The organism is Nonomuraea typhae, assembly GCF_009760925.1.
Classification (GTDB): domain Bacteria; phylum Actinomycetota; class Actinomycetes; order Streptosporangiales; family Streptosporangiaceae; genus Nonomuraea; species Nonomuraea typhae.
The window spans coordinates 508353-534126 of sequence record NZ_VRLV01000005.1 but is presented as its reverse complement, the minus strand read 5'-3'; the positions used below and the strand labels follow the sequence as shown (position 1 = coordinate 534126).

The following is a 25774-nucleotide window of genomic DNA, read 5'->3' as shown; positions in this document are numbered from 1 at the left end:
GGCCTCCCCTTGACGTCATCGGCTGCTGGCGTCGGTTCCCCAGTCGGCCGGGCGGCCCCGCCGTACGCGGGTGAGGACGCGGTCGGCCAGGAAGACGGCGAGGTAGCAGGCGGCGTCGAGCACGCTCACCGCGCGGGCGCGCACCAGCGCGGCCAGGTCGCCCAGCCGCAGCGGCACCGCGTTGACCGGGCGGCCCAGCTCGGCCAGTTGCCGGTTGCCCAGCCGTACCCGCACCCGGCGGCGCAGGTGCGCCCGGACCGTGCGCGCCGGCCGTACCACCGACGTGGCCTCGGCCACGACCACCCGCTCGTCCGGCGCGAAGCTCGCCTGCACCCAGCCGTCGTCGGAGAGCACGTCGGGCAGCGGGAAGACTCGCTTGTGCCCGTCCTCGCCCAGCACGTAGACGCCCACGCCGGCCAGCGCGCGCTGCGGCGACACGAGCGCGTCGTGCACCCGGTGCACCCGCCGCGCCACCCACGTGGCGCCGGACAGGTCCCACACCGGCCGCGGCGCGCACGCCAGCGCCCCCGGCCGCGCCAGCGCGGCCACGAGCGCGCGCACGCTGGCCGGGTCGAGGCCCACGTCCGCGTCGGCGTACACCCGGGGAAAGGTACGGCAGGCCGCATCGCCCAGGCGCAGCGCGTGCGCCTTGCCGCCCACCGGCGTCACCAGCACCCGCACCCCCGGCCGGGCGGCCCGCGCGGCCGTGGCGTCGGCGCAGGCGTTGGCGACCACGATCACGTCGAACTCGCCCGGGTCCGCCCCGCCGAGCAGCCGGTCGAGCCCGGACCCGATGACCGCTTCCTCGTTGTGCGCGGGGATGACGATGCTGGCGATGGGATTCACCTGTCGTTCCCTTCGAAAGGCCGACCATGAGAGTAGAGCGCACGAACCTCGACGGGGTTCTGCTGTTCATACCGACGCCGCACCACGACGACCGCGGCCTGTTCACCCGGACCTTCGACGCGGCGCTGGCCGCCGGGTACGGGCTGGATCCGGCCGCCTTCATCCAGGACAGCCAGTCGCGCTCGCGGCAGGGCACGATTCGCGGAATGCACGGGCGTGCCGGGCGCGGGGAGGCCAAACTGGTGAGGTGCGCGCGGGGAGCCGTCCATGACGTGCTCGTCGACATCCGGCCGGGTTCGCCGACGTTCGGGCAGAGCCAGGCGGTGGTGCTCGACGACGAGACGTTCACGACCCTCTACGTGCCGGCCGGGTTCCTCCACGGGTTCCAGGCGCTGACCGAGCAGACCGACATCTGTTACCGCATTGACCGCGAGCACGACCCCTCCGAGGATCTGTCTGTGCGCTATGACGACCCCGAACTCAAGATCGACTGGCCGCTGCCGGCCACGGCGGTGAGCGCGCGCGACCTCGGTGCGGGATCGTGGGCGCAGTTGCTGGATCGCCTGACCTGAAGGAGTGGCCGGGATGCGACGGTTGTTCAAGGGCCTGCCCGTGCTGGCGGCCCTGGTGACGGTGGCGGCGTGCTCCGCCGCGGGCGGCGCCGCGCCGTCCCCGAAGGCGGCCACCGTCACCGTCACGGTCACCGCGACCCCGTCGCCGAGCGCCGCCACCCCGTCGGGGCCGGTCACGACGGCGCCGACGCCCGACGCCACGAGCAAACCCGCCTCCTCCGGCCCGCGGCCGGTCGTGGCGCCCGACGGGCGCACCTGCCCCGACCATCCGACGCCGGCCTGCACGGGCGCCCCGCCCGGCCTCGCCCTCACCGAGGCGCCGCTCAACGACAGCGGCTCGGCGCACCGCATCGACGTGGCCGGGCGGCGGCTGGACCGCGTGCACATCAAGGGCGACCTGGTCGTGCTGGCCGACGACGTGGTGATCACCAACAGCGTCATCGACGGCCGCATCCTCAACGAGAAGGACCGGCGGCTCAAGCGCTTCACGATCAGCGACAGCACGGTCGGCCCCGCGCAGGGCTGCGACAGCCTGCCCGCGATCGGCGACGGCGAGTTCACCGCGGTCCGCGTGCACATCCGCAACCACGGCGACGGGATCCGCTTCTCCGGCGCCAACATCGTCGTCCAGGACTCGTTCATCGACCTGTGCTCCAACCCGAAGGACCACTCCGACGGCATCCAGGGTTACTACGGCAAGAGCAACCTGGTCTTCGACCACAACACCGTGGACCAGCGCGGCGTCGCCGACCGCACCGCGCCGATCTTCATCCCGCGCTCGCAGAACCCCGAGGCGAAGAACGTGGTGATGACCGGCAACCTGGTGATGGGCGGCACGTTCAGCATCCAGCTCTGGGTCGCGGGCGGATACGCGATCTTCCGCAACAACATGCTCCTCGACGGCACCTGGGACTACCAACCGGTCGAGGCCCAGTGCAAGGCCATCGACTGGAAGGACAACAAACTCGTCACCATCGACGACTCCTACCGGGTGACGTCCGTGACCGGACCGCTGGAATGTGCGGGTGACTGAGCCTTCTCCCGACCGGCCTTCTCCTGCCTGGCCACGCGCAGCAGCGCGCCGCAGGCCCCGATCAGCACGAACATCAGCCCGGTCACGGTGGCGAAGGCGAGCATGTCGAACGTGGCCGCGGAGACGATCGGCGCCAGCATGACGGCCGCGAGCGTGAGCCCGAGGTCGCGTATGTGCGGGTCGGCGCTCAGCTTCCTGGCCCAGATCCCGGCGACGATCCCCGACGCCATCATGAGCAGGAAGATGACGACGCCGATCAATCCGAGGTCGATGGCCGTCTGCATGTACTGGTTGTCGAACACCTGGTACTTCGGGAAGTACCAGGTGCCGGTGCCGCGTCCCAGCAGCAGGTGACGCTGGATCTCGGCGAAGGCGATGTCGTAGTCGTGGGTGCGGTACTGAATGCTGCTGTCGGTGAAGAAGTTGGCGAACAGGTCGACGAACGTGCCGAGCAGCCCCGGCACCGCGACCCGCATCACGGCGAGGAAGCCCACCAGCAGGGCCAGCGCCCGCAGCCGCCGCTTCCACGTCCAGCCGGTCACCAGCATGGCCGCGATCGCGATCAGGCTCAGCACCGCCGAGCGCGACACCGAGAACATCATCCCCATGCCGATCAGCGCCGTGCAGGCCCACCAGCGCAGGAACGGCTCGCCGACGGTGCGGGCCCGCATCGCGTAGTGGGCGGCGATCGGCAGCAGCATCGCGCTGATCACCCCGAACTCGATCGGGTGCGCGGTGGTGGACGCCACGCGGCGGACCGAGCCCCGCTCGAAGACGTAGAGGTCCTCCCAGCTCAGCCGCAGGCCGGGCAGGACCATGTAGCGCGTGATGTCGAAGTTGGCGGTGAACTGGATGGCGCCGATCACGCCGATGACCGCCCCGCCGACGACCGCGGCCTTCAGCAGCAGGTTGAGCCGGTCCATGGTGCGCACGCCGTCGCAGACCAGCAGGCCGATGCCGAGGTTGGCCAGCAGCAGGAAGAGGTTCTGGTCGGCGAGGTTCATCTCGTCCGACGGCAGGTAGTGGGCGGTGCCGTAGCCGTAGCTGACGAGGTTCGCGGTGAAGAACAGGAACAGGCCGGTCCTGGCGACGTTCCTGCCCTTGGCCGCGCCGAGCGTGCTGGTCATCTGCGTGAGCAGCCACAGCACCAGCCCGATCATGCCGATGATGGCCGCCGGCGTGACCGACAGCGGCAGCCCGCGCACGATCAGCGCCGCCGGCGTGGTCAGCAGGATCAGGACGTAGAGGATGGCCACCGTGGCGCCGTCGGCCCGCGGGCCGGCGAACAGGCCGTCCAGGTCCGCCACCCGGGTCGGACGGTGCCCGTTGAGGCTGGGCAGCCCAGTAGGGCGGAAGCCGATGGCCATCGTCAGGGCACCCGCTCGGGCAGCGGCTTCGTGGCGATGCCCGGCCCTTGCTCGGCCCGCTTCCTGCGCCGGGCCACCAGGATGCTCTCGGCCGCGTAGGCGGAGGTGAGCGCGGCCATGCCGCCGAGCGCGAGCGCCACGACCATGGCCCGCGAGCGGCGGGCCAGGCGCGCCTCCGGCTCGGTGGGGGGCACGATGTCGGTGACCACGATGTAGGTCTCGGCCGGCGCGCCGACCTGCAGCTCACGCTCGCGCAGCTCGGTGCGGGCGCGGGCGGAGACCTTCTTCACCAGGTCGAGGGAGAGCTCGGGCGACGGGCTCTCCACCGACACGTACACCAGGGGCCCGTTCGCGCTGGTCTCCAGGTTGCTGCTGCCGTTGTTGACGCTGAGCTCGACGTCGCCGCCGGGCGGGGCGCCCAGCTCGGTGGCGACGTCGGGCGCGTTCAGCGCGGCGATGAGGATGGAGGCCGTGGAGGTCAGCCCGCGCTCGGTGACGATGAGCGGGTTGACCTCCGGGTTGGGCACCTTGGGGTTGTAGGGCAGCGAGCCGCCCCTGAGCGGCAGCGTCAGCGCGATGACGGCGTTGGAGGCGTACTGCGCCGGCACCGTGCGGTAGACCGCGAGCGAGATGAAGATCGCCAGCGCGAACGCGGGCAGCACCACGTACCACCGCCGGAACAGCACGCCGACCGTGCTCCAGAAGTCCATAGCGCGCCCCCGTCAGCCGCCGCGCTCGGTGGCGACGGCTTCTTCGGACTCGTTGTCGTCGTCTTCCTCGACCTTGAGCTTGCCGTTCCTGCTCGCGGCGGCGTCCTCGGCCCGCACTGCGGGGAAGGAGTCGGTGGGCATGTCGTCCTCGTCGGGCTCGGCCGGCACGGGCGCCCGGTCGGGGATGCGCGCGTGCACGACGAGTTCCCTCTCCGGTACGGCCGGCGCCGCCGTGGCCATGCGGCGGCGTGAACGCCGGCGCTCGAGCCCGTAGGCGATGCTGAGCCCGAGGAAGACGGCGATCACGAAGCCCATCGCCGCGCCCATGAGCTTGTCGGTGACGGCCGACTCTGGTTCCGTGGGCGGCACGATGTCCATGAGCACCACGTAGGTGGCGGTCGGGGCACCGAGCTCACGCTGGCGCCCGTCGAGCTCGCGGATGAGGCGCTCGCGGGCCCTGGCCACCACCTCCGAGGCGACCTTGGCCGAGGTGCTGGTGGCCTGGACGAGGACGAACGGGCCGTCCATGCCGATGAGCTGCGGGCTGCCGGTGCCGTCGTTGACGATCAGCTCGGTGGGCCCGTCCTTGGGCGCGCCCAGTTCGGCGCGGGTCTCCTCGACGCTCAGCGCGAGCACCAGCGTGGCGACGGCCGTGCTGAGGCCCTCGGTCTGGATGAGCAGTGGGTTGCCGCCGCCGCCGGGGTTGGTGGCGTTGCGGTTGACGACACCGCCGTTGACCGGCGGCGAGACCATCATGATGGTGCTCGCTGTATAGCGGACGGGGATGACGGCGAAGGTCGCCGCGGCGACGCCCAGTGCCAGAAGGACCACCGGGATGCCAATGCGCCTGCGCAGAAGGAGGCTTAAGAGCGCCTTCCAGAAATTCACGTGCCGGTCTCCCCCTCAGTGCCCGGGACGCAGGCCCTCAACAGGATTTCATCGTTCCAATGGGGCGTGTCGTTACAGAACACGCGCTTCTTCCGGGATCCGCTCGAGGTCGGTCGCCCGCATGAAGTCGCCCAGGGTGGTGCCGGTGCAGTCGGCGTCCACGTTCGGCGCTCCTCTGCCCGTGCGTACATCGTCTATGTGGACGGTCCTGAAGTCGATGCTGTATCTGGTGCGACCGGAGGTGTTCGGCACGGTGGAGTGGAGCTGGGCTCCGGAGAACATGATGATCCCACCGGGCTCGGGCACGATCCTGATCTCGGGTAACAGGTCCAGCGACTCTTCCGGCTTGGGCTGCTCGCGGGTGTCGGAATGCACGTGCCGGGCCGCGGTGGGGCGGCCGACGCGGTTCCATTCGCCGTAGTCGTAGCGGGCGCTGCCGTTGGCCACCGGCCGGTCGAAGTAGCGCGGGTGGAAGGCCATCACGTTCTCCGGGACCACCGCGTAGACCGGGATCCACCAGTTCACCTGGCAGAACGGCGCGGAGTACCAGCAGTCGCGATGGGCGTGGTAGGCGTAGGAGATGCCGGAGTCGAGGTAGTGGTCGGCGGTCGAGGTGCGTAACCGCGGCACGTCGAAGTAGGTCTGCTGTGGTGACATGCCCACCTCCTCGAAGATCTTGGGCAGGATCTCCTTGCACCGTTCATGGTGAATGAACCGTGGTTTGAGCTCGGCCAGCAGGCCGGCGAACTCTTCCACGGGCATCTCGTGCTGCGCGGTCTCCGGGTCACGGCCGCCGAACGCCTCCTCGATCAGCTCCTGGGCGAAGGTGATCAACTCGGTCGTGGCGGTCGTGGCGGAAAAGGTGAAGATCTCCCCCTTGAAGAGGCGAGCGCGGCGAGCGTCGTCCTCGAGGGTGCTGTTGGAGAAGACTGACGTCATGGGTTGTTCTTTCTCGTGCTTCCCCGCCCCAGTAAGTGATTAATACCTCGCCCGAATCGGCAATTTCGTTACATGCCCGGAATGAGGTGGAGGAGGCGACGGGTACGGCGGCGCAGCAACATCCGCTGCCGGGCCGCGTAGTGCCGGTAGACCGCGGCGTGCGCGCGTTTGCGCTGATCGGGGCTGAGCCCGGCCTCGTCGGCCGCACGCAGCAGCTCCCTGGTGAAGATCACGTTGGCGAAGGCGCCACGCCATTTAGGCAGCGAGTGCCGCCTCGACATGGCCATCATGCGCGCCGGGATCCAGAACCGGGCCGCCAGCACCTCGTTGACGTGCGCCCACGGCCCGGCCAGCGCGTAGCGGGCCGCCGCCAGCTCGTCCTCGCGCACCAGGATCGGCCGCGGAATCGTCACCGCCACGTCGCGGCGCATCAGCCCGTAGAGCGGGTCGATGATCGTGTAGCTCTGGGTCAGCAGCCGCAGCAGTTCGGTGAAGCGGACGACCGGGTCGTCCGAGCCCAGCTCGGTGCCCTCGTAGCGGTCGGTCGTGGTGACGCCGTCGGTGGTGTAGGACGTCTGGTGGGTGACCATGATCAGCCGCGGGTCACGCTCGAACTCCTGCAGCACGCGCGAGACGTAGTGCGGCTCGATCCGGTCGTCGTCGCCGATCCAGCGGAAGTACGTCCCGGTCGACAGCTCTAGCGCCTTCATGAAGTTCGGGATCGTCCCCAGGTTGCGCGGCTGGCGGTGGTAGAGCACACGGCTGTCGCCCGCCGCCGCCTCACGGCAGATCTCCTCGGTGCCGTCCGTGGAGGCGTTGTCGCAGATGACGAGCTGAATGTCGGCGTGGTCCTGGGCCAGGATCGATCTGACGGTCTCGGCCAGATGCGCGGCACCGTTGTAGACGGGCAGGCCGATGGAGACGGTCATGTCGGGATGTCCTTCAGCTTGAGAGAGGGTAGGACGACGAGCGCGTAGACGAGCATGGCCGCGCCGCCCGCGGTGATGAGCTCGACCGGCGCGGGCGCGGTGACCACGCGTTCGAGGGCGAAGGCGACGGCCGTGGCCAGCAGGGTGGCGATCGTCGGGCGCACGAGGAGCGGCAGGATGCCGTGCAGGTCCACGCCGGCGCGGCGCAGGAAGTACACCGCGAGCGGGAGCGCCGCGGCCACCGAGGCGATCGCCTGGCCGATGGCCGCGCCGCGGATGCCGTCGAGGTGCGCCCCGATGATCAGCGCCGGGATCAGCACGACCGCGTGACCGAGGTTCATCCACACCGTCGCCTTGGTGTCGCCCTGCGCGGTGAGGATGTCGTAGGCCAGCGCGACCAGCATGCGCACGACCATGACCACCGCCAGCCAGCGCAGCACCCCGGCCGCCTGCCCCCACTTCTCGCCGTAGAGGAAGTCGATCAGCGGGTGCGCCAGCGTCGCCATGATCACGGCGAAGGACAGGATCGCGGTGTACAACAGCGGCACCACCCGCCGGACCCCGTTGGACAGCCGTTCACCGCCGTCCTCGGCCAGGCGGGAGAAGCCGGGGATGGTCACGTTCCTGATCGCGTTGCCGATCAGGCCGGGCACCCAGCTGGAGACGTTGAAGGCGAGCAGGAAGTACCCCAGCCAGTCGGGCCCCATGACCGCGCCGACCACGATGTAGCCGGCGTTGAGCAGCACGCTCTCCAGCCCCACCCCGGCGGCCGACGGCAGCCCGAACTTCATCAGCTTGACCGCGATCGGCTTGTCGAAGGCGACCCTGCCCGGCAGCTTGGCCCAGAAGAAGACGATGACGCCGGTGATCACGGCGGCCACCACCTGCCCCCAGGCGAAGCTGTACGGCCCGGCCCCGGCCTTGGCCAGCGAGATGGCCGTCGCCGCGTTGGCCACGAAGCCGATCGCGATGGCGGTGGTCAGCTTGTCCATCTCGAAGCGGCGCAGCATGGCCGCGCTGCGCACGGCGGTGAACGCCTCCACCAGGATGACCGCGGTCAGCAGTCGCACCACGCCGGTGGCCTCGGGCGCTCCGGACGCGGCCGCGTAGTAGGGGGCGCCCACCCAGAAGACCCCGTACAGGATGATCGCCGAGACGAACGAGAGCAGCGTCGCGGTCGGCGTGACGTCTTCCAGCTTGCCCCGCCACTGCACGACCGCGGCCATGATGCCGAGGTCCTTGACCGTCATGGTGAACGCGGTCGCCGCCATGGCCACCGCGAACAGGCCGAAGTCCTCGGGGGTCAGCAGCCGGGCCAGGATCAGGCCCATCGTGAACGAGCCCGCCCGGGTGATCAAATTGCCGATCAGGCCCCAGCGCAAGCCGCGGCCGGCCTGCTGACCGATGGATGTCACTGATGGTTCTCGCTCTCATTCACACGTTCCAGCCAGATCTCCCGCCAGAACGGAACGAACTCCCGCGGGCAGTTGACCATGTAGGCGCCGGCGCAGACGATGTCCTCGAGCGTGATGCACGGGCTCTTCATCGTCAGCAGCTCCCCGGTCCGCTCGTCCACGCAGACGTCGACCCGGGAGCGGACCCGGGTCACCTTGCCGCAGTGCCTGGCCATCTCCTCTTCGAAACCCAGGCCCCGGTTGTTACGGTTGGCGTCCAAGGTTGCGAGGATCTCGGCCTTGGGGCGGATCCGCACGAGCTCGCCCGGCTTGAGGTCGAGCTCGCCCTTGGGCGTCCGCTTGAGCGTGCCCGCCGGGACGAATCCCCAGTTGATGCCGCCCTTGATGCGCAGGAAGCCGGGCAGTTTCCTGGAGAAGCGCTGCCAGTGGTTGAACAGCCCGACGAAGATCGAGCGCGCGGTGGCGGCGATCCCGGCGTTGCCGCTCTTGACGTCGGTGACGTACTGGCCGACGTCGCTGAAGCGCACGCAGGTGGGCGCCGCGCGCAGCAGCTCGGTGGCCTGGCAGGCGAACCGCTCCGGCGCCTTCAGCGTGTTGGCGTCCAGCAGCGGCAGCAGCTTGGGCGCCGGCCTGGCCTCGCCCCGGGGCTCGCCCGGCGCGACTTTCTTCAGCCAGGCGTGCTTCCAGTACAGGGAGCAGGCCGTCCCGCAGCCGCCGTGTGCGGCGCCGTCGCAGCGCGCCCCGGTCAGGTGTACGGCATGCTCCATCCTGCGCATGCGGCCCTTTTCGATGGTGTCGCAGAGCTTGTGCGCGACTTTGTGGACCATCATGCGCCGCCCGCAGTACTGGAGCATCTCCGGCATGAACGGGAGGTTGTCTAACTCGCCCCTCTCATCCAACGTGGCCAGAATCTCTTCTTCGCTCCGAACTTCCACCAGGTCCCCGACCCGGAGCTCCATCACGTCTTCTCCTTCAGCAGGCTCGCGCCATGCAGCGCTTCAGCGGCGTGGGCCACCACCGGGAACGCCAGGTTCGCGCGCTCGGCGATGTCGAGCAGAGAGTGATCGCCGTCGGAGAGGTTCAGCACCCATAGCATCGCCATCTGGGCGGCCTTCGTGTCGCTGCGGCCGCCCAGGGAGGCGTAGAGACCTCTCCGGCCGAGTTGCGGCTCGCCGTACGGGCTGAGGTTGACGTAGACGCGGTCGCCGTCGAGCACCTCGACCACCTGCTTGAGGACGTCGAGGGTGTCGGCCATGGCCTCCTCGGTGACGAAGCCCGGATTGTCGCCCGAGGTGTGGTACTCGGGGTATCCGGCGTACGGCGTCCTCGTGAGGCCGCCGACGGGGAGGTTGAAGCCGGGCGAGCAGTACTGGCGCTCGTCGTAGCCGTAGGGCGAGAAGTCGAGCAGAGTGTGCGGTCGCTCGCGCAGCACGTGGGCGACGGCCCGGTCGATCGGGGCGGCGCCGCGCCTGCTGCGTTTGTACGTGAGCGGGCCGGGGTCACCGGCGCAGGCCAGGGTGAGGCCGTGCTTGATCCGCTCTGTCTGCCCGCGGTTGCGGGCCAGCCAGGTGATCGCGCCGATGGTGCCGGGCGCGAAGATGAACCGGTAGGTGTGGCGGGGCCGGACCAGGCTCTTGGCCAGCTCCACCGCCACCGCGATCCCGGCCAGGTTGTCGTTGGCCAGCGACGGGTGGCAGGTGTGGCAGGAGATCAGCACCTCGTCGTCGAGCTCGCCGGGGACGACGTGCTCGGCGTAGGTCAGGCTCCCGTCGGCCAGCGTGGAGTCGATGAGCACCTCGTAGGGGCCCTCGTCCATCGCCTCGAGCGTCTCCTGCGTGAGGCAGAACCCCCAGGTCTCGCTGTAGTAGCTGGTGCGGTAGGGCACCAGGCCGGGCAGCGTGTGCAGGTGCGGGCGCAGCTCCTCCAGCGTGAACGTGCCGCGCACGGGGACGCTGTAGCCGACCACGTGCAGGTTCAGCTCCTGGAAGTCGACCACCTTGCGGCCGGAGCGGTCCTTGACCCAGGCATCGCGGATGTTCCACTCCTTGGGAATGTTCCAGTCCAGCACCTGGGTTCCGGTCGGCACCTCGGAGATCGTCAGCGGGAGGTGCTCGCCGATGACGGCCAGCGTCTGGCGCACGCCGTCGCCCGTGATGCTCCGGCAGAAGGGGTAGAGCCGGTCAACCAACTCCTTCATGGGCGCAGCGTTCCGTCCACCGTGCCCGCGCCCTGCCGGTCGGCCAGCCTGGCCAGGCGGGTGAAGCGGCGTTCGAAGGCGTGCTTGTCCAGGCCGTGGCGCTGGTATGCCTCGACCAGTTCGGCCGCGCCCGCCTTCACGCTCCACCGGGCCTCGAACTCCGGCAGCGCCCGCCGTACCCGGGAGAAGTCCACCCGGTAGGAGCGCGGGTCGTTGCCCGCCTCGCCGGTGATCACCAGGCGGGAGCCCGGGACCGCGTCGGCGACCTCCTGGGCGATCTCGGCCACGGTGACGTTGTTCTGCTCGGTGCCGATGTTGAAGGGCTGGTCGTGTACGGCGTCGCGGGGTGCGACCAGCGCGCAGGCGAAAGCCTGGGCGATGTCCAGCGCGTGCGCCAGCGGCCGCCACGGTGTGCCGTCCGACAGGACGCGTACCTCGCCGGTCAGGAAGGCCAGGCCCACGAGGTTGTTCAGCACGATGTCGGCACGCAGCCTGGGCGAGAAGCCGAAGGCGGTGGCGTTGCGCATGTACACCGGGGAGAAGCCGGAGTCGGCCAGCTTGGCCAGGTCCTCCTCCACCCGGACCTTCGACTCGGCGTACGGCGTGACCGGCTTCAGCGGCGCCTCCTCGTTCACCAGGCCGTCGCCGCCGGAGGCGCCGTAGACCGAGCAGGTCGAGGCGTACAGGAAGCGGCTCACCCCGGCGGCCTTGGCCAGCTCGGCCAGCCGTACCGAGGCGTGGTGGTTGATGTCGTAGGTCAGCTGGGGCGCCAGCGAGCCCAGCGGGTCGTTCGACAGGGCTGCCAGGTGGACCACGGCGTCGATGCCCGCGAACACCTCGGGGCCCACGTCGCGCAGGTCGACGGTATGTCCCGGCGGATCGTCCGGCATGGGGCCCAGCACGCAGTCGGCGAACAGGCCGGAGTCCAGGCCGGTCAGCTCGTGCCCGGCCGCCCGGAGGACGGGGGCCATCACCGTGCCCAGGTAGCCCTGGTGTCCGGTCAGAAGTACCCGCATGTCAGCCTCCGGCCAAGTCGATCGTCAGTTTGTTCACGTGGAAGCCCTCGGCGTAGCGGCTGTTGCACTCGATGCCGCGGATGCGCATGAGGCCGAGGAACGCCTCACGGTCGAACCAGGAGCGGTGGACCTGTGAGGGGTAGTGCTGGTGGAGCAGGTCGATCTTGCGTTCGGCCAGTGCGTCCGGGATCGGGTGGTAGGCGTTGGGGCGGCCCATGTCGCCGTCCCACTTGGCGATCTCGTAGCCGAGCGTGAGGTGGTCGCGGAAGGCCGTCGGCATCAGCGTGGCCAGGCCCCGGTGGTCCTGGTGGGCGTCGCCCGCCCAGGGCGCGAGGATCAGGTCGGGGTCGGTTTCGGCGCGCAGTTCCTCCAGCGCGTTCTTGGCCTTCTCCCAGTGGGACGGCAGGCGTCCGTCCGGGATGTCGAGGATGGTCACGTGGAGGTCTGCCTCGGGGCAGAACGCCTTGAGCGCGGCCCGCTCCTCGTCCTCCCTGGCGGTGCCGCCGCCGGAGAGCACGAGGGCGTCCACGCGGCGGGCGCCCAGCGTGAGCAGGGTGGCCCCGGCGCCGATCGCGAGGTCGTCGCAGTGGGCGCCGAGTGCCACGATCCGCTCCGCACGGGCGGGGGTGAGTGCCTTCATCGTTCCCACAACGCCCACGGGCGTTCGCCGCGGCTCCAGGAGCCGTCCAGTTCCAGCCGCTGGTTGACGGTGTCGCTCGGCCGCCAGTATCCGCGGTGCCGGTAGGCCAGGAGCCTGCCGCGCTTGGCGAGTTCCATGCAGCCGTCGGCGACCAGGTCGCCGCCCTCCGGGATGTGGTCGAAGACCTCCTGGCGCAGCACGAAGAAGCCGCCGTTGATCCACAGCGGCATCTCGCTGACCGGGGTGATGCCGCCGACCACGCCGTTCTCGGCCATCTCGACGACGTGGAAGGTGTTGGAGGTGGGCGGGACCACCATCATGGAGGCGCCCGCGTCGGAGCCGGTGAAGCGCTCGATGATGTCGGGCAGCGGGGCGTCGGTCACCACGTCGGCGTAGTTGGCCAGGAACATCTCGTCGCCGTCGAGCCGGTCGCGCACCCGGCGCAGCCGCTCGCCGATGGGCGAGTCGGGGCCGGTGTCCACCAGCGAGATCTGCCAGTCGGAGATGTCGGTCTCCAGCATCTCGATCCGGCCGTCGCGCAGGGCGAACTGGTAGGTGAGGAAGAAGTCCTTGATGTGCTGCGCGCCGTACCCGAGGCACAGGATGAACTCCTTGTGCCCGAAGTGGGCGTAGTAGCGCATGACATGCCAGAGCAGGGGCCGGGGACCGACCAGTTGCATGGGCTTGGGGATGTCGCCGCCGACGCCCTCGTGCCGCATGCGCGTGCCGCGCCCGCCGCAGAACAAGACGACCTTCACTCGACGACCTCCAGCCTGGGGATGGGGAAGACCAGGCGGCCGCCCCAGTCGCGGACATGGGAGAGCTGCTCGACCAGTTCGTCGCGCAGGTTCCACGGCAGGACGAGGACGTAGTCGGGCTTGTCCGCCTCGATCGACTCCGGCGGCAGGATCGGGATCCTGCCGCCAGGGGTGAACCTGCCGTGCTTGTACGGGTTGCGATCGACGGTGTAGGCGAGCAGGTCGGGGCGGATGCCGCAGTGGTTGAGCAGGGTGTTGCCCTTGCCCGGGGCGCCGTACCCGACCACGGTCTTGCCCGCCTCGGCCGCGTCGATGAGGAAGCGCAGCAGGTCGCGCCGGACTTTGGCGACACGGGCGGCGAAGTTCACATAACCCGAAATGTCGTGAAGTCCGGCGGCCTTCTCCCGCTCCAGGACGTCGGCCACCCGGCTCGACGGCTCCCCCTCCGGCCTGGCCCACAGCCGGATCGAGCCGCCGTGCGTCGGCAGCAGCTCCACGTCCACCAGCGTCAGCCCGCCACTGGCCAGCGCCCGCTGCGCCGAGGCCACGGTGTAGTACTGGAAGTGCTCGTGGTAGATCGTGTCGTACTGATTCAGCTCCATCAGCGTCAGCAGGTGCTGCACCTCGATCGAGACCACGCCGTCGTCGGCCACCAGCGCCCGCAGCCCCTGCGTGAAGCCCACCACGTCCGGGATGTGCGCGTAGACGTTGTTGGCCACGACCACGTCCGCCGGGCCGTGCTCCTCGCGCACCCGCCGGCCCACCTCGGGCGAGAGGAACTCGGTGAGCGTCGGCACCCCCTTCTCCACCGCCGCCGCGCCCACGTTGGCCGACGGCTCGATGCCCAGGCAGCGCACCCCGCGCTCGGCCACGTGCTGCAGCAGGTAGCCGTCGTTGCTGGCCACCTCCACCACGAACGAGTCCGGGAACAACGTCAGCCCGTCCACGAAGCGGCGCGCGTGCTCCACCCACGAGGTCGAGTAGGAGGAGAAGTAGGCGTACTCGGTGAAGGTGTCCTCGGGCGTGATCAGCGGCGGCAGCTGCGCCAGCCAGCAGTCCGTGCACACCCGCAGATGCAGCGGGAAGGTCTGCTCCGGCTGGTCCAGCCGATCGGCGGTCAGGAACAACTCACACGGCGGCGTGGCCCCGAGGTCCACGACGCCGGCCATCGCGCTCGACCCGCACAGGCGGCAAACGATCATGTGTCAGCTCACTCCCGCGAGTTCGTCGGGCACGGACGGCGAGGCGTTACAGCCGCCGGCAGAGGAGACGATGGTCAATGACCTAGCCCTTTCCAGATCGTTTGTGTGATGCTGCGCACTATGAAGCCCATGAGCATCGACGGTGCGTGGGAGTTCACCCCGCGCGTGCACGCAGACTCCCGCGGCGCCTTCCTCGAGGCGTACCGCGCCGCCGATCTCCCCCGGCCCTTCGAGCTCGCGCAGGTGAACTGCTCGATCTCCCAGGCCGGAGTGCTGCGCGGGGTGCACTTCGCCGACGTCCCGCCGGGCCAGGCGAAATACGTGATGTGCGTGTCCGGCGCGATCCTCGACGTCGTCGTCGACCTGCGCGAAGGCTCCCCCGGCTTCGGCCGCTGGGAGGCCGTCCAACTCGACTCCGACGAGCGCAGGGCCGTGCTCATCGCCGAAGGGCTTGGCCACGCCTTCCTCGCGCTGAGCGAGCAGGCCACGGTCGTCTACCTGTGCTCGCAGGGCTACAACCCGGGCCACGAGCACGGCGTCCACCCGCTCGACCCCGACCTGGACATCCGGTGGCCCGTCGACGAGCCGATCCTGTCCGACAAGGACGCCGCCGCCCCCACGATGAAGGCGGCGCTGGAGGCCGGACTGCTGCCCTCCTACACCGCGTGCCAGGAGTTCTACGCGGGGCTGCACTGAGGTCCAGCTTTCGTGACCAGCACCGGCCAGGCGGCGTGCAGCGCCTCGCGCCAGGGGCGCAGCGGCTCGCTCCTGGTGCAGGCCAGCAGGCTGTTGGCCGGGCGCTGGGCCGGCATGGGGTAGTCGGCCGTGGTGATCGGGCGCACCCGGTCCGGATCGGCGCCGAGCAGCGTGAAGATCTCCCTGGCGAAGCCGTACCACGTGGTCTCGCCCGCGCTGGCGCCGTGGTAGATGCCGGGCGGCAGGTCCGACTGGGCCAGCCCGACGATGTAGTCGGCCAGGTCCACGGTCCAGGTCGGCTGGCCGCGCTGGTCGGCCACCACGCCGACCGTGTCGCGCTCACCGGCCAGGCGGATCATCGTCCTGACGAAGTTGCGCCCGGCCGCGCCGTACAACCACGCCGTGCGCACCACGTAGTGCCCGGCGGCGGCGACCTCGCCGGCCAGCTTGCTGCGCCCGTAGGCGTTGACCGGGTTCGGCACGTCGTCCTCCCGGTACGGTAGCGCCGAGTTGCCGTCGAAGACGTAGTCGGTCGAGAGGTGGATTAATCGCGCCCCCGCCCGCACACAGGCGTCGGCCAGCACCTCCACCGCCCTGCCATTGACCGTCATCGCCTCGTCCTCGTGCTTCTCGGCGTCGTCCACGGCCGTCCAGGCGGCGCAGTTGACCACCACCCTCGGCCTGTAGGCGCACACGAAGTCACGCAGCGCGCGGGGATCGCACACGTCCAGGTCGGCCCGGGTGAGCGCGAGCACCGGCTCGCCCGTCACCGCGATCCGCTCCAGCACGTCGGCGGCGAGCATGCCACCGCCCCCGGTGATCAGCCAGCGCATCACTCACCCCACCAGTCCCGGTGCTCGGCGTACCAGCGGACCGTCCCCTTCAGGCCCTGCTCGAAGGAGACCTCCGGCCGGTAGCCGAGAGCACGCAGCTTGGCGTCGTCGAGTGAATACCGCCGGTCGTGCCCCTTGCGGTCGGCGACGTGCTCGACCATGTCCCAGTCCTTGCCGCACGCCTCCAGGAGGCGGCCGGTCAGCTCCTTGTTGGTCAGCTCCGCCGTACCGGCGATGTGGTAGACCTCGCCGGGGCCGCCCCTCTCGGCGACGAGCCGGATGCCAGCGCAGTGGTCGCTGACGTGGACCCAGTCGCGGACGTTGCCGCCGTCGCCGTACAACGGCACCTTCCTGCCCCGGAGCAGGTTGCCGACGAAGAGCGGGATGATCTTCTCCGGGTACTGCCGGGGGCCGTAGTTGTTGCCGCAGCGGGTGATCGAGACGTCCAGGCCGTGGGTGATCGCGTACGCGCGGGCCATCAGGTCGCCGCCGGCCTTCGCCGCCGCGTACGGCGAGCGGGGCTGCAGGGGGGCGTCCTCGGTCCAGGAGCCGGTCGCGATCGTGCCGTAGACCTCGTCGGTGGAGACCTGCACCACCTTGGGCGTGGCCGCGCGCAGGCACGCGTCGAGCAGCGTCTGCGTGCCCAGGACGTTGGTGCGCACGAACTCGGCGGCGCCGTCGATCGAGCGGTCCACGTGCGACTCGGCGGCGAAGTTGACCACCAGGTCGTGCCCGGGGACCACGTCGTCCATCAGCCGGGTGTCGCAGATGTCACCGTGGACGAAGGCGTGCCGTACCCCGTCGAGGTTGCGGCGGTCGCCGGCGTAGGTGAGCTTGTCGAGGACGGTGACCTCGTGGCCGTCGTCGGCGCACATGCGGGCGTAGTACGAGCCGATGAACCCCGCCCCGCCCGTTACCAATATCTTCATGAGCTGATCTGAACCTTGCTGTGATCGCCCAGCACGAGGCGGTGGGCTCTGGGCGTGTTGGGAGCGGGCGTGACCTCGACGTCGTGGCCGATGAGCGAGGACTCGATGCGGCCTACGCCCTCGATGGAGGCGCGGGGCAGCACGATGGAGTACTCGATCTCGCTGTCGGCGATGACGCAGCCGGCCCCGATGGAGGTGAACGGGCCCACGTAGCTGTCGACGATCCTGGCTCCGGGGCCGATGACGGCCGGGCCCACGACGCGCGAGCGCACGACGTGGGCTCCGGGCTCGAGCTTGACCCGGCCGATGAGCTCGCTGTCCACGCTCTCTCCGTGTACGGCGGGCGTCAGCGACTCCAGGACCAGCCGGTTGACCTCCAGCATGTCCGCGACGTTGCCGGTGTCCTTCCAGTAGCCGGTGATCGTCGTGGACTCGACGTGGTAGCCGCGGTCGATCAGCCACTGGATGGCGTCGGTGATCTCCAGCTCGCCCCGCCAGGACGGCTTGAGCTCGGCGACCGCCTCGTGCACGGCGGCGGTGAAGAGGTAGACGCCGACCAGGGCGAGGTCGCTCTTGGGCGCGCGGGGCTTCTCCTCCAGGCTCTTGACGCCGCCGTCCGGATGGAGTTCGGCCACGCCGAACTGGCGGGGATCGCCGACGCGGGTGAGCATGATCTGGGCGTCCGGCTTCTTCGCCAGGAAGCCGGAGACGATGTCGTTGATCCCGCCGACGATGAAGTTGTCGCCCAGGTACATGACGAAGTCGTCGTCACCCAGGTACTCGCGGGCGATCAGCACCGCGTGCGCCAGCCCGAGCGGCGCCTCCTGGCGCAGGTAGGTGACCTGAAGCCCGAACTTCGCGCCGTCACCGACCGCGGCCTCGATCTCGGCCTGCGTGTCGCCCACGACGATGCCCAGTTCGCGGATGCCGGCGGCGGCGATGGCCTCCAGCCCGTAGAAGAGCACCGGCTTGTTGGCCACCGGAACGAGTTGCTTGGCCGAGGTGTGGGTGATCGGCCTGAGCCGGGTCCCCGACCCTCCGGCGAGGACGAGCGCTTTCACGGCTAGTAGGCCCCTTCTCCACGGGTGACGACCGACCAGGTCTTCCAGAGGATCTGCAGGTCGAGGATGAGCGACCAGTTCTCGACGTACCTGAGGTCGAGCCGCACGGACTCCTCCCAGGTGAGGTCGGAGCGACCGCTTACCTGCCATAAGCCGGTCATACCCGGCTTGACCACGAGGCGCCGGCGTACGTCGATGCCGTACTTGGCGACCTCCTCGGGCAGCGGCGGGCGCGGCCCCACGAGCGACATGTCGCCGCGCACCACGTTGAGCAGCTGCGGCAGCTCGTCGAGGGAGTATTTGCGGAGGAAGGCGCCGATGCCGGTGATCCGTGGATCGTTCCTAATCTTGAACAGCACGCCGTCGAACTCGTTCGCCGCGAACAGTTCTTGTTTCAACCGTTCCGCGTCGGCCACCATCGTCCGGAACTTCAGGACCTGGAAGGTGCTGCCGTCCCTGCCCACGCGCGTCTGCCGGAACAGGGCGGGCCCCGGGCTGGTCATGCGGATGGCCACCGCGATCGCCAGCAGCCCGGGCGACAGCAGCAGGACTGCCAGCGCCGCGACCACCCGGTCGAAGGCGTTCTTCACCACCCGCTTCGCGCCGCCGAACTCCGGATGCTGCACGTGCAGCAGCGGCATCCCGGCGAAGGGCCGGATGCTGATGCGCGGCCCGGCCACGTCCATGAGCGCCGGAGCGACGAACAGGTCCGTCTTGGCCGTCTCCAGGCTCCACGCCATGCGCCGCAGCGTCGTCCCGTCGAGCTCCGGGCAGGCCAGCACCGCGACGGCGTCCGCCCCGACCTTGGCCACGACCTCGGCCACCTCGGCGAAGGAGCCGAGCACCGGCGTCCCCTCGAGATCGGTGCCGAGCGAGTCCGGAGGCAGACAGGCGCCCACCACGACCATGCCGTGATGGGGCTGGCGCCGGAACTCCACGACCAGGTCCAGCACGGCCTCGCGGTGACCGACGGCGATGACGTGCCGCATGTAGTCGCCGACGGCCCGGCGGCTGTGCAGCCGCTTGCGCATCCGGTAGCGGAAGAAGAGCGTCCCGATGATCGCCAGGGGCAGCGTCGCCATGACGAAGCTGCGGGCGACCGCGGTCTGCGTGGCGTAGGCGCTGATGGCCACGGTGGCCATGAGCCCTATCCCGCCGTTGAAGACCGCGCGGAACTCGTCGGTGCCCTCGCCATGGGCGCGCTGCCGGTAGGCGCCGCCCAGGGAGAGCGCCACCGGCCAGGCGACCAGCAGCCCGGTCCCGAGGGCGATCTCCTCGATCGGTATGTAGGCCCCGAAGGCCAGCCGTACACCGAACACGAAGGCGCAGCAGACCACCGCACTGGCCACGTCGCCCAGTAGCAGGAGCCGTAGATACGCCCGCGTCCAGATGCTCGATGCGTGGCGTGGAACCGCCCGGAGGAGCACGACATCGGACTCCCCTATCCCCACCCTCATAACACCCCACCTGCAACTCTGTGCACCGCAATAACGTGACGTTCCTTGAAGCGCAGTGGTTTACCCACATCCCACATGAGTTCAAGGGCGGCGGCCCCCCATAAAGAGTAAAGATCCATTCCATGCGGGGGAATAACACCCAATGTCCACAATCGGACGCACGCGGGGGCATTTCAGACCTTGACGGAACGGTCCAGAGGTGCAGCGAGGACCAGGAGAAATGTCTGCTTTGCTGCCAGATATCGAACAATTACTCCCAAATTTGGGAGCTAGTCATACTCCAGATCTGGTAATGCGGACGGCGGATCCGGGCTACGCCAAACGACCACAACTCCGTCGTGGCCGGAGTCGGCCGCCACGGCCAGCCTGTCAAGATCGAAATCAGGCAGGTAGCGCAGCCTGGCCAGGAAGGTGGCGTCCGTCGCCGAACGCGGCACCACGCACCCCTCGCCGTCGCGGTCGAGCAGGACATACAGGACGTCGTCCGGGGCGTCGCTGACAACCCGAACCTCCACCACGTCCTCCCAGGCGAGAGCTTCCACGCTCCCGTCGGCGTAGTGACGGGTGACGCCCTCCTCGGTCACGTACACGTAGGAGTCCGGCATCGGGTTGCCGTGCATGGGCGCGATTCTTGCGAGTTCTGCCCTCGTCCCGCAAGGGTCTGCGCTTATGGGTGCTTATGGCCGTAGTCCCAGGGTGGCCTCGAAGGCCGCCACCATCTCCGCCGGCGCGGTCAGGCACCACGCCTCGGCGACCAGCTCCCACAGCTCATCGGCCTCGATCTTCCCCAGGTGCACCACCACCCAGCCGAACCGCCCGGCGGTGAACTGCACCTCGAACACCTCCGGCCGCTCGGCGACCAGCGCCAGCTGCTCCTCGATCGTGGCCTTGAGGCCGACTGTCTCGGTGCGCTCCCACAGGTAGCCGAACCCCCGGCCGCGCACCTTCACGCTGGTCCACTCACCGCCGTCACTGAGCTTGTGCTCCGGCAGGCGCCGCAGCATCTCCAGGAATTCGTCGACGGTGACACTCATGCCCACAGGTGTAGCAGAGCCGCCCGACAATCGCCCCACGGCCGCCGAGGATCGGCCGGTCAGTAGGCTGGGAGCCATGTCAGCGGGTGATCGTCCCCGGTTCGGGGTCCTGGGACCGCTGGAGGTCCGGGACGCCGACGGGGAGCCGGTCGCGGTCGGCGGCCCCCGCCCGCGCGCGCTCCTGGCCATGCTGCTGCTCGACGCGGGCCGCCTGGTCAGCACCGAGCGCCTCATCGACGGCCAGTACGGCACGGCGCCCCCGCCCGGCGCGGTCAACACGATCCAGGCGCACGTCTCCCGGCTGCGCCGCAACCTGCCGCCCGGGCTGGTGGAGTTCCACGGCGCCGGCTACCTCCTGGCGGTCGCGCCGGACGACGTGGACGTGCACCGCTTCGAACGCCTGGCCGCCGAGGGACGCGCCCTCCTGGCCGCCGGCCGGCCGCAGCACGCCGCCGACGTGCTCTCCCACGCCCTCGCGCTGTGGCGCGGCCCCGCCCTGCCCGACCTCCCCCACGCCGAGGCGCAGATCGCCCGTCTCGACGAGGTACGGCTGGCCGCCACGGAAGACCTGATCGAGGCGGAGCTGGCGTTGCCCGGCGGCACCTCCACCGGCCGGCTCCGCCAGCTCGTCGAGGCCCATCCCCTGCGCGAGAGGCTGCGCGGGCAGCTCATGCGGGCGCTGCGCGCCGACGGCCAGCAGGCGGCGGCGCTGGAGGTGTACGAGGAAGGCCGCCGCGTCCTCGCCGAGGAACTGGGCGCCGACCCGTCACCCGAGCTGGCCGCCCTGCACCTGGCGATGCTGCGCGGCGAGGAACGCCGGCCGGGCCACCGGCTGCCCACGCCGCTGACCAGCTTCGTCGGCCGCGAGGACGAGCTGCGCCGCCTCGGCACGCTCACCGGCGCCCGGCTGGTCACCATCACGGGACCCGGCGGCACGGGCAAGACCCGCCTGGCCGTCGAGGCCGCCCGGCGGCACGGGACGGCCTGCTTCGCCGACCTGTCGCCGCTGGCCGACCCCGGTCAAGTGCCCCAGGCCGTGCTCGCCGCGCTGGGCGTGCGCGAGGCGGGCCTGGCGCTGCCGCAGGCGCGGGAAGATCCGGCCGACCGGGTGGTGACCGCGCTGGCCGACCGGGAACTCCTGCTGATCCTGGACAACTGCGAACACGTCGTCGACTCCGCCGCCCGGCTGGCCAGGCGGCTGCTGGACGCCTGCCCGGCGCTGTCGATCCTGGCCACCAGCAGGGAGCCGCTCGGGCTGACCGGCGAGGTCCTGGTCCCGCTGGGGCCGCTGGCCGTGCCACCGCCCTCCTCCGCCTCCGCCGACTGGCCGCGGTACCCGGCGGTGCGGCTGTTCGCCGAGCGGGCCGCCGCCGTGCGCCCCGGCTTCGAGCCCGGCCCCGAGGTCGTGGAGATCTGCGCGCGGCTGGACGGCTCGCCGCTGGCCATCGAACTGGCCGCGGCGCGGCTGCGCACGTTCACCCCGGCGGAGATCGCCGCCCGGCTGGAGGCGCACGGCCGGTTCAAGCTGCTCTCGCGCGGCGACCGCACCGCCGCCGCCCGGCACCGGACCCTGCGGGCGGTCGTCGAGTGGAGCTGGAGCCTGCTCAGCCCCGAGGAGCAGGTGGTGGCCAGGCGGCTGAGCGTGTTCGCCGGCGGGGCGAGCATGGAGGCGGTCGAGCGGGTCTGCGGCGACGGCGAGGTGCTCGCCGACCTCGTGGACAAGTCGCTGGTGGAGGCGGTGGACGGGCGCTACCGGATGTTCGAGACGGTCCGCCTGTTCTGCGCGGAGAAACTGCAGGAGGCCGGCGATCCCGCCCGTGACACGCATGCCGCCTATTTCCTGGAACTCGCGCAGGAGGCCGATCCGTGGTTGCTGCGGGCCGAACAACTCGACTGGCTGGCCCGGCTGTCGGCCGAGCAGGCCAACCTCCAGGCGGCGTTGCGGCACGCCGTACACACCGATCCCGTGCCGGCGCTCCGGCTGATCGCCGCGCAGGCGACGTACTGGCTGCTGGCGGGGCGTCGCGGGCAGGGCGCCGAGCTGGCCAGGGAGCTGCTCGACCGGCTGGCCGAACCGCCCGCGGAGTTCGCAGAGGAATACGTGTTGTGTGTGCTGCAGGCCGTACCCGAGGTGTCGCCCGAGCAGTGGGCGCGGGCGGAGGCGTTCCTGGAGGGGCTGGAGCGGCCGATGCGGCACCCGTTCGGCCTGGTGCTCTGGGGCATGGTCGCCGGGCCCGGCGAGCCGGCGGCCAACGAGCGGCGCGGCCGGCTGCTGGGCGCTGGGCCGTGGGGCCGGGCCGTGGCCGTGCTGGGCCGTGCGCTGGTGCACCAGATCGACGGGCGGCCCGACGCGGCCGAACGCGAGCTGGAGGCGTCGCTGACCGGCTTCCGCGCGCTCGGCGAGCGCTGGGGCACCGCGCAGGCACTGGACTCGCTGGCCACGCTGGCGAGCTGGCGCGGTGAGTGGGCGCGCGCCCGCGACCTCTGGCAGCAGGCGCTGGATTTGCTGGACCAGCTCGGCGCCCGCGAGGAGATCACGGACATTCTCTGCCGTCGCGCGAACGGCCTGCTGCGCGAGGGCGATCCGTCTGCCGCGGCGGCGGACCTGGCCAGGGCCGCCGAGCTGGCCCGGCGCACCGGACGGCAGGCGCTAGTGGATCACACGCGCGGCGAACTGGCCGAGTGGCACGGCTCGCCGGTCGCGGCCCGCGAGCACTACACGGCGGCCCTGGCCGCGGCCCGGCCGGGCGTCTACGTCACCGAGGGCATGCGCCCCTACGCGCTGACCGCCCTGGCCAGGCTCGCGGAGGCCGACGACCCCGGGCGGGCGCGCGAGCTGTACGCCGAAGCGCTGGCCGCCGCCGCCCGCGTGCACGCCGCCGACCTCGCCACCGTGATCGAGGGCCAGGCGGGCCTGGCCCTCCTCGAGAGTACGGCGGAGCGAGCCGCCTACCTGCTGGGCGCGGCGGTGGCGCTGCGCGGCACGGCCGTGACCGGCGACCCGGCCGTGGCCAGGGTGGCGGCCGGCGCGACGGCGGCGATCGGCGCCGAATCCTTCGCCGCCTGCTACGCGCGGGGCGCGACCCTGTCCAGGGACGAGGCGCTGACAGTGCTGTCGTGACCGTCAGCGCACTGTCGCCGGAGTGTCAGCGCACCCGGCGAAGCTCACGGCCATGAAGAACATCCTGATCTCCGGCGCCAGCATCGCCGGGCCCGCCCTCGCCTACTGGCTGGCTCACCGCGGCTTCACCGTCACCGTCGTCGAGAAGGCGCCCGCGCTGCGCTCCGGCGGGCAGGCGGTCGACTTCAGGGGCGACACGCACCGGACCGTGCTGGAGCGCACCGGCATCCTGCAGGAGGTGCGGCGGCACCAGACCGACCGCACCGGTCAGCAGATCATCGACGCGCACGGCCGGGAGCTGGCGGTCATACCCCCCGAGTTCACCGGCGGCGACGTCGAGATCCAGCGCGGCGACCTGGCCCGGATCCTGTACGACAGGAGCGTGGCGGCCGGGGCGCACTATGTCTTCGGCGACTCCATCACCTCGCTGACCGAGACCGCCGGGGGCGTGCACGTGACCTTCGAAAGCGCGGCGCCGCGTACCTTCGACCTGGTGGTGGGGGCAGACGGCATCCACTCCAACGTGCGCCGCCTGGCTTTCGGCCCCGAGTCGCGATATGTCACCCATCTCGGCCATTACTATGCGCTGGCCGATCTGCCGGATCGTTTCGCGGGCCCCGAGCAGATGTACAACGAACCGGGCCGGATGCTCGTCTCCGGCGGGTCCAAAGCGGGGGCGCTCTTCGTCTTCGCCGCCGATGAGCTGACCTACGACCGCCACTCGTCGGCGGACATGAAGCGGGTGCTCCTGGGCGCCTACCGCGGCATGGGCTGGCGGGGCGAGGAGGCCGCGGCCGCGGCGGAGAACGTCTACCTCGACTCGGTCAGCCAGGTCCGCCTCGACCACTACACCAGGGGGCGCGTGGTGCTGGTCGGCGACGCGGCCTACGGCAACACGCTGGGCGGGTTCGGCACCGGGCTGGCGATCGTGGCGGCGTACGTGCTGGCCGGTGAGCTGGCGGAGTCGGGCGGCGAGCACGAGCGGGCCTTCCTCGCCTACGAGGACGCCTTCCGCGACTACGCCAAGATCGCCCGAAACGGCAACGCGGGACGCTACCTGGCTCCGACCACGCCGCGTGGCATCCGGATGCGAAACTGGATCTTCAAGTACCGCTTCCTGCTGAAGGCCATGATGAAGATGGGCAACCAGGCGGCTACCGACATCTCCCTGAAGAACTACGCGTCCTGACTCGAACGACCACTCACGTCGCCTGTGACCACGGGCTTGCCGGTCAGGGGTTCTCCCTGGCCGTGGTCGCCTTGCGGAGGCGGCCAGCCACGGCCCGCCGTACCAGGGGGCTCATCTCGTCCAGGACGCCCACCAGCACGGCGAGTTGGTCGAGGGAGTCCAGCGCGCGGGCCGCGCCCTCGGCGTCCACCCCCTCGTACAACTCCAGCCCGACGAAGGCGGCGGCCACCGCGCGGGCGAGGCCGGGCACGTCGACCAGGTCGGCCAGCGGGCCCTGGCTCAGCACGCGGGCCAGCGTCTGCTCCAGCTCGGCGATCCACAGGTTGAGCCCGGCGGCGGTGGCGGGGGCGAGTTGGGGGTCGTTCTGGGCGCCGGCCAGGAGCTGGGCGAGCACGGTGATGTTGCCGGACTCCTGCTCCTCGTCGTGGATGGCACGGGCCAGGCCGACCAGCTCGCGCAGATCGCCGACGGCGGCGAAGCGGGCCCGGTAGTGTGCCACCCGTTCGGTCGAGCCGTGCTCGCACGCCTCGGCCAGCAACTGGTCGACGCTGCCGAAGTGGTAGAAGACCAGGGCCTGGTTGACTCCGGCCCGCGCGGCGATCGTCCGCGCGGAGACCCCCGCGATGCCCTGGGCGCGCAGGGTTTCCAGGGCCGCGTCGAGCAGCTTGGCACGGGTGGTGGCGGACATCGGCGGCGGGCTCCCTCTCGTCGTGGCCTCACGCTATCGGGATCGCCGCGCCGTCGCGGGGAAGGGGTGTCCGGATCCGGACTCGGTCCGGGGCTGGCAGGAGGGGGCGTCACGACGCACTCTGGAACCAGAACCACCTTCAACCGGCCCGCACCACGTGACTCGCGGCGGCGTCCCAACGTGCGGGCCGGTCCCACGATGGACCATTTATGGCCTTCCGTCACCGATATGAGGTATATCGGTATACGGGAGGT

25 protein-coding genes are annotated in these 25774 nt (G+C 70.6%); 5 read left to right on the top strand and 20 right to left on the bottom strand.

Features of this window, described 5'->3' with window-relative positions; translation table 11 throughout:
• Window positions 1-15: 15 nt before the first annotated feature.
• Entirely contained in the window at window positions 16-846 is an 831-nt protein-coding gene (locus tag FVE25_RS21975; protein WP_157248877.1) for a glycosyltransferase family 2 protein, read from the bottom strand.
• Window positions 847-872: 26 nt separating this feature from the next.
• On the opposite strand from FVE25_RS21975, the gene FVE25_RS21970 reads away from it, so the two are divergent.
• Window positions 873-1418 (top strand): dTDP-4-dehydrorhamnose 3,5-epimerase family protein, encoded by a 546-nt coding sequence (locus tag FVE25_RS21970; protein WP_157248876.1) that lies wholly within the window; start codon window positions 873-875, stop codon window positions 1416-1418.
• A 13-nt stretch (window positions 1419-1431) separates the two neighbouring features.
• Window positions 1432-2451 carry a hypothetical protein gene (locus FVE25_RS21965; RefSeq protein WP_157248875.1) on the top strand — a complete coding sequence of 340 codons (1020 nt, stop codon included), beginning with the start codon at window positions 1432-1434 and terminating at the stop codon, window positions 2449-2451.
• Here the strand turns inward: FVE25_RS21965 and FVE25_RS21960 are convergent.
• The 12 genes from FVE25_RS21960 to FVE25_RS21905 form a co-directional block, all read right to left on the bottom strand.
• The gene (locus FVE25_RS21960; protein WP_157248874.1) at window positions 2403-3818 is read right to left on the bottom strand and encodes an O-antigen ligase family protein; all 1416 of its coding nucleotides are present in this window, start codon (window positions 3816-3818) and stop codon (window positions 2403-2405) included. The two genes, FVE25_RS21965 and FVE25_RS21960, sit on opposite strands and share 49 nt — an antisense overlap.
• 2 nt (window positions 3819-3820) lie before the next feature.
• Window positions 3821-4528, bottom strand: a complete 708-nt coding sequence (locus FVE25_RS21955; protein ID WP_157248873.1) for a hypothetical protein — start codon at window positions 4526-4528, stop codon at window positions 3821-3823.
• 12 nt (window positions 4529-4540) lie between these two features.
• Window positions 4541-5416: a hypothetical protein gene (locus tag FVE25_RS21950; protein WP_157248872.1), complete on the bottom strand. Its 876-nt coding sequence runs from the start codon at window positions 5414-5416 to the stop codon at window positions 4541-4543.
• Window positions 5417-5488: 72 nt separating this feature from the next.
• Window positions 5489-6355, bottom strand: coding sequence for a 2OG-Fe(II) oxygenase family protein (locus tag FVE25_RS21945; protein WP_157248871.1), 867 nt, complete (start codon window positions 6353-6355; stop codon window positions 5489-5491).
• A 68-nt stretch (window positions 6356-6423) separates the two neighbouring features.
• Entirely contained in the window at window positions 6424-7284 is an 861-nt protein-coding gene (locus FVE25_RS21940) for a glycosyltransferase family 2 protein (RefSeq protein ID WP_157248870.1), read from the bottom strand.
• Window positions 7281-8699 (bottom strand): oligosaccharide flippase family protein, encoded by a 1419-nt coding sequence (locus tag FVE25_RS21935; RefSeq protein ID WP_246267274.1) that lies wholly within the window; start codon window positions 8697-8699, stop codon window positions 7281-7283. The genes FVE25_RS21940 and FVE25_RS21935 overlap by 4 nt, the downstream gene beginning before the upstream one ends.
• A complete protein-coding gene (locus tag FVE25_RS21930; RefSeq protein ID WP_246267272.1) occupies window positions 8696-9562 on the bottom strand; it encodes a hypothetical protein in 867 nt (288 codons plus the stop codon). Before FVE25_RS21930 ends, FVE25_RS21935 begins: the two co-directional genes overlap by 4 nt.
• Window positions 9563-9657: 95 nt before the next feature.
• The gene (locus tag FVE25_RS21925) at window positions 9658-10896 is read right to left on the bottom strand and encodes a DUF4910 domain-containing protein (protein WP_157248869.1); all 1239 of its coding nucleotides are present in this window, start codon (window positions 10894-10896) and stop codon (window positions 9658-9660) included.
• Window positions 10893-11912, bottom strand: coding sequence for an NAD-dependent epimerase/dehydratase family protein (locus FVE25_RS21920; RefSeq protein WP_157248868.1), 1020 nt, complete (start codon window positions 11910-11912; stop codon window positions 10893-10895). Before FVE25_RS21920 ends, FVE25_RS21925 begins: the two co-directional genes overlap by 4 nt.
• A 1-nt stretch (window position 11913) precedes the next feature.
• On the bottom strand, window positions 11914-12552 hold the full coding sequence (locus FVE25_RS21915) for a PIG-L deacetylase family protein (protein ID WP_157248867.1): 639 nt from the start codon (window positions 12550-12552) through the stop codon (window positions 11914-11916).
• On the bottom strand, window positions 12549-13310 hold the full coding sequence (locus tag FVE25_RS21910) for a glycosyltransferase family protein (protein ID WP_157248866.1): 762 nt from the start codon (window positions 13308-13310) through the stop codon (window positions 12549-12551). The genes FVE25_RS21915 and FVE25_RS21910 overlap by 4 nt, the downstream gene beginning before the upstream one ends.
• Window positions 13307-14512: a class I SAM-dependent methyltransferase gene (locus FVE25_RS21905; protein ID WP_157248865.1), complete on the bottom strand. Its 1206-nt coding sequence runs from the start codon at window positions 14510-14512 to the stop codon at window positions 13307-13309. The genes FVE25_RS21910 and FVE25_RS21905 overlap by 4 nt, the downstream gene beginning before the upstream one ends.
• A 129-nt stretch (window positions 14513-14641) precedes the next feature.
• Here FVE25_RS21905 and FVE25_RS21900 point away from each other — a divergent pair, with 129 nt between their 5' ends.
• Window positions 14642-15208 (top strand): dTDP-4-dehydrorhamnose 3,5-epimerase family protein, encoded by a 567-nt coding sequence (locus FVE25_RS21900; protein WP_246267270.1) that lies wholly within the window; start codon window positions 14642-14644, stop codon window positions 15206-15208.
• Here FVE25_RS21900 and rfbD read toward each other — a convergent pair.
• The 6 genes from rfbD to FVE25_RS21870 all read right to left on the bottom strand — a co-directional run bounded on the left by rfbD (window position 15190) and on the right by FVE25_RS21870 (window position 20522).
• Window positions 15190-16041, bottom strand: a complete 852-nt coding sequence (gene rfbD / locus FVE25_RS21895; RefSeq protein ID WP_157248864.1) for a dTDP-4-dehydrorhamnose reductase — start codon at window positions 16039-16041, stop codon at window positions 15190-15192. The genes FVE25_RS21900 and rfbD overlap by 19 nt on opposite strands.
• The gene (gene rfbB / locus FVE25_RS21890; protein ID WP_157248863.1) at window positions 16041-16970 is read right to left on the bottom strand and encodes a dTDP-glucose 4,6-dehydratase; all 930 of its coding nucleotides are present in this window, start codon (window positions 16968-16970) and stop codon (window positions 16041-16043) included. Before rfbB ends, rfbD begins: the two co-directional genes overlap by 1 nt.
• Window positions 16967-18031, bottom strand: coding sequence for a glucose-1-phosphate thymidylyltransferase (locus FVE25_RS21885; protein ID WP_157248862.1), 1065 nt, complete (start codon window positions 18029-18031; stop codon window positions 16967-16969). Before FVE25_RS21885 ends, rfbB begins: the two co-directional genes overlap by 4 nt.
• Before the next feature lie 2 nt (window positions 18032-18033).
• On the bottom strand, window positions 18034-19488 hold the full coding sequence (locus FVE25_RS21880) for a sugar transferase (RefSeq protein WP_157248861.1): 1455 nt from the start codon (window positions 19486-19488) through the stop codon (window positions 18034-18036).
• Between the two features lie 269 nt (window positions 19489-19757).
• Window positions 19758-20108: a hypothetical protein gene (locus tag FVE25_RS21875; RefSeq protein ID WP_157248860.1), complete on the bottom strand. Its 351-nt coding sequence runs from the start codon at window positions 20106-20108 to the stop codon at window positions 19758-19760.
• Window positions 20109-20165: 57 nt separating this feature from the next.
• Entirely contained in the window at window positions 20166-20522 is a 357-nt protein-coding gene (locus FVE25_RS21870) for an MmcQ/YjbR family DNA-binding protein (protein WP_157248859.1), read from the bottom strand.
• A 76-nt stretch (window positions 20523-20598) separates the two neighbouring features.
• Between FVE25_RS21870 and FVE25_RS21865 the strand changes: the two genes are divergently transcribed.
• Window positions 20599-23643, top strand: coding sequence for an AfsR/SARP family transcriptional regulator (locus FVE25_RS21865; protein WP_157248858.1), 3045 nt, complete (start codon window positions 20599-20601; stop codon window positions 23641-23643).
• 52 nt (window positions 23644-23695) lie between these two features.
• On the top strand, window positions 23696-24832 hold the full coding sequence (locus FVE25_RS21860) for an FAD-dependent monooxygenase (RefSeq protein ID WP_157248857.1): 1137 nt from the start codon (window positions 23696-23698) through the stop codon (window positions 24830-24832).
• Window positions 24833-24875: 43 nt separating this feature from the next.
• On the opposite strand, the gene FVE25_RS21855 is transcribed toward FVE25_RS21860, so the two are convergent.
• Window positions 24876-25520, bottom strand: coding sequence for a TetR/AcrR family transcriptional regulator (locus tag FVE25_RS21855; protein WP_157248856.1), 645 nt, complete (start codon window positions 25518-25520; stop codon window positions 24876-24878).
• Window positions 25521-25774: the final 254 nt, after the last annotated feature.

What these genes read in the sequence shown, in the direction of transcription:
- FVE25_RS21970 (WP_157248876.1), top strand. Translation starts at nt 873, where the DNA reads ATGAGAGTAGAGCGCACGAACCTCGACGGGGTTCTGCTGTTCATACCG.
- FVE25_RS21965 (WP_157248875.1), top strand. Translation starts at nt 1,432, where the DNA reads ATGCGACGGTTGTTCAAGGGCCTGCCCGTGCTGGCGGCCCTGGTGACG.
- FVE25_RS21960 (WP_157248874.1), bottom strand. Translation starts at nt 3,818, where the DNA reads ATGGCCATCGGCTTCCGCCCTACTGGGCTGCCCAGCCTCAACGGGCAC.
- FVE25_RS21955 (WP_157248873.1), bottom strand. Translation starts at nt 4,528, where the DNA reads ATGGACTTCTGGAGCACGGTCGGCGTGCTGTTCCGGCGGTGGTACGTG.
- FVE25_RS21945 (WP_157248871.1), bottom strand. Translation starts at nt 6,355, where the DNA reads ATGACGTCAGTCTTCTCCAACAGCACCCTCGAGGACGACGCTCGCCGC.
- FVE25_RS21940 (WP_157248870.1), bottom strand. Translation starts at nt 7,284, where the DNA reads ATGACCGTCTCCATCGGCCTGCCCGTCTACAACGGTGCCGCGCATCTG.
- FVE25_RS21930 (WP_246267272.1), bottom strand. Translation starts at nt 9,562, where the DNA reads ATGCCGGAGATGCTCCAGTACTGCGGGCGGCGCATGATGGTCCACAAA.
- FVE25_RS21925 (WP_157248869.1), bottom strand. Translation starts at nt 10,896, where the DNA reads ATGAAGGAGTTGGTTGACCGGCTCTACCCCTTCTGCCGGAGCATCACG.
- FVE25_RS21920 (WP_157248868.1), bottom strand. Translation starts at nt 11,912, where the DNA reads ATGCGGGTACTTCTGACCGGACACCAGGGCTACCTGGGCACGGTGATG.
- FVE25_RS21915 (WP_157248867.1), bottom strand. Translation starts at nt 12,552, where the DNA reads ATGAAGGCACTCACCCCCGCCCGTGCGGAGCGGATCGTGGCACTCGGC.
- FVE25_RS21905 (WP_157248865.1), bottom strand. Translation starts at nt 14,512, where the DNA reads ATGATCGTTTGCCGCCTGTGCGGGTCGAGCGCGATGGCCGGCGTCGTG.
- FVE25_RS21900 (WP_246267270.1), top strand. Translation starts at nt 14,642, where the DNA reads ATGAGCATCGACGGTGCGTGGGAGTTCACCCCGCGCGTGCACGCAGAC.
- rfbD (WP_157248864.1), bottom strand. Translation starts at nt 16,041, where the DNA reads ATGCGCTGGCTGATCACCGGGGGCGGTGGCATGCTCGCCGCCGACGTG.
- rfbB (WP_157248863.1), bottom strand. Translation starts at nt 16,970, where the DNA reads ATGAAGATATTGGTAACGGGCGGGGCGGGGTTCATCGGCTCGTACTAC.
- FVE25_RS21880 (WP_157248861.1), bottom strand. Translation starts at nt 19,488, where the DNA reads ATGAGGGTGGGGATAGGGGAGTCCGATGTCGTGCTCCTCCGGGCGGTT.
- FVE25_RS21875 (WP_157248860.1), bottom strand. Translation starts at nt 20,108, where the DNA reads ATGCACGGCAACCCGATGCCGGACTCCTACGTGTACGTGACCGAGGAG.
- FVE25_RS21870 (WP_157248859.1), bottom strand. Translation starts at nt 20,522, where the DNA reads ATGAGTGTCACCGTCGACGAATTCCTGGAGATGCTGCGGCGCCTGCCG.
- FVE25_RS21865 (WP_157248858.1), top strand. Translation starts at nt 20,599, where the DNA reads ATGTCAGCGGGTGATCGTCCCCGGTTCGGGGTCCTGGGACCGCTGGAG.
- FVE25_RS21860 (WP_157248857.1), top strand. Translation starts at nt 23,696, where the DNA reads ATGAAGAACATCCTGATCTCCGGCGCCAGCATCGCCGGGCCCGCCCTC.
- FVE25_RS21855 (WP_157248856.1), bottom strand. Translation starts at nt 25,520, where the DNA reads ATGTCCGCCACCACCCGTGCCAAGCTGCTCGACGCGGCCCTGGAAACC.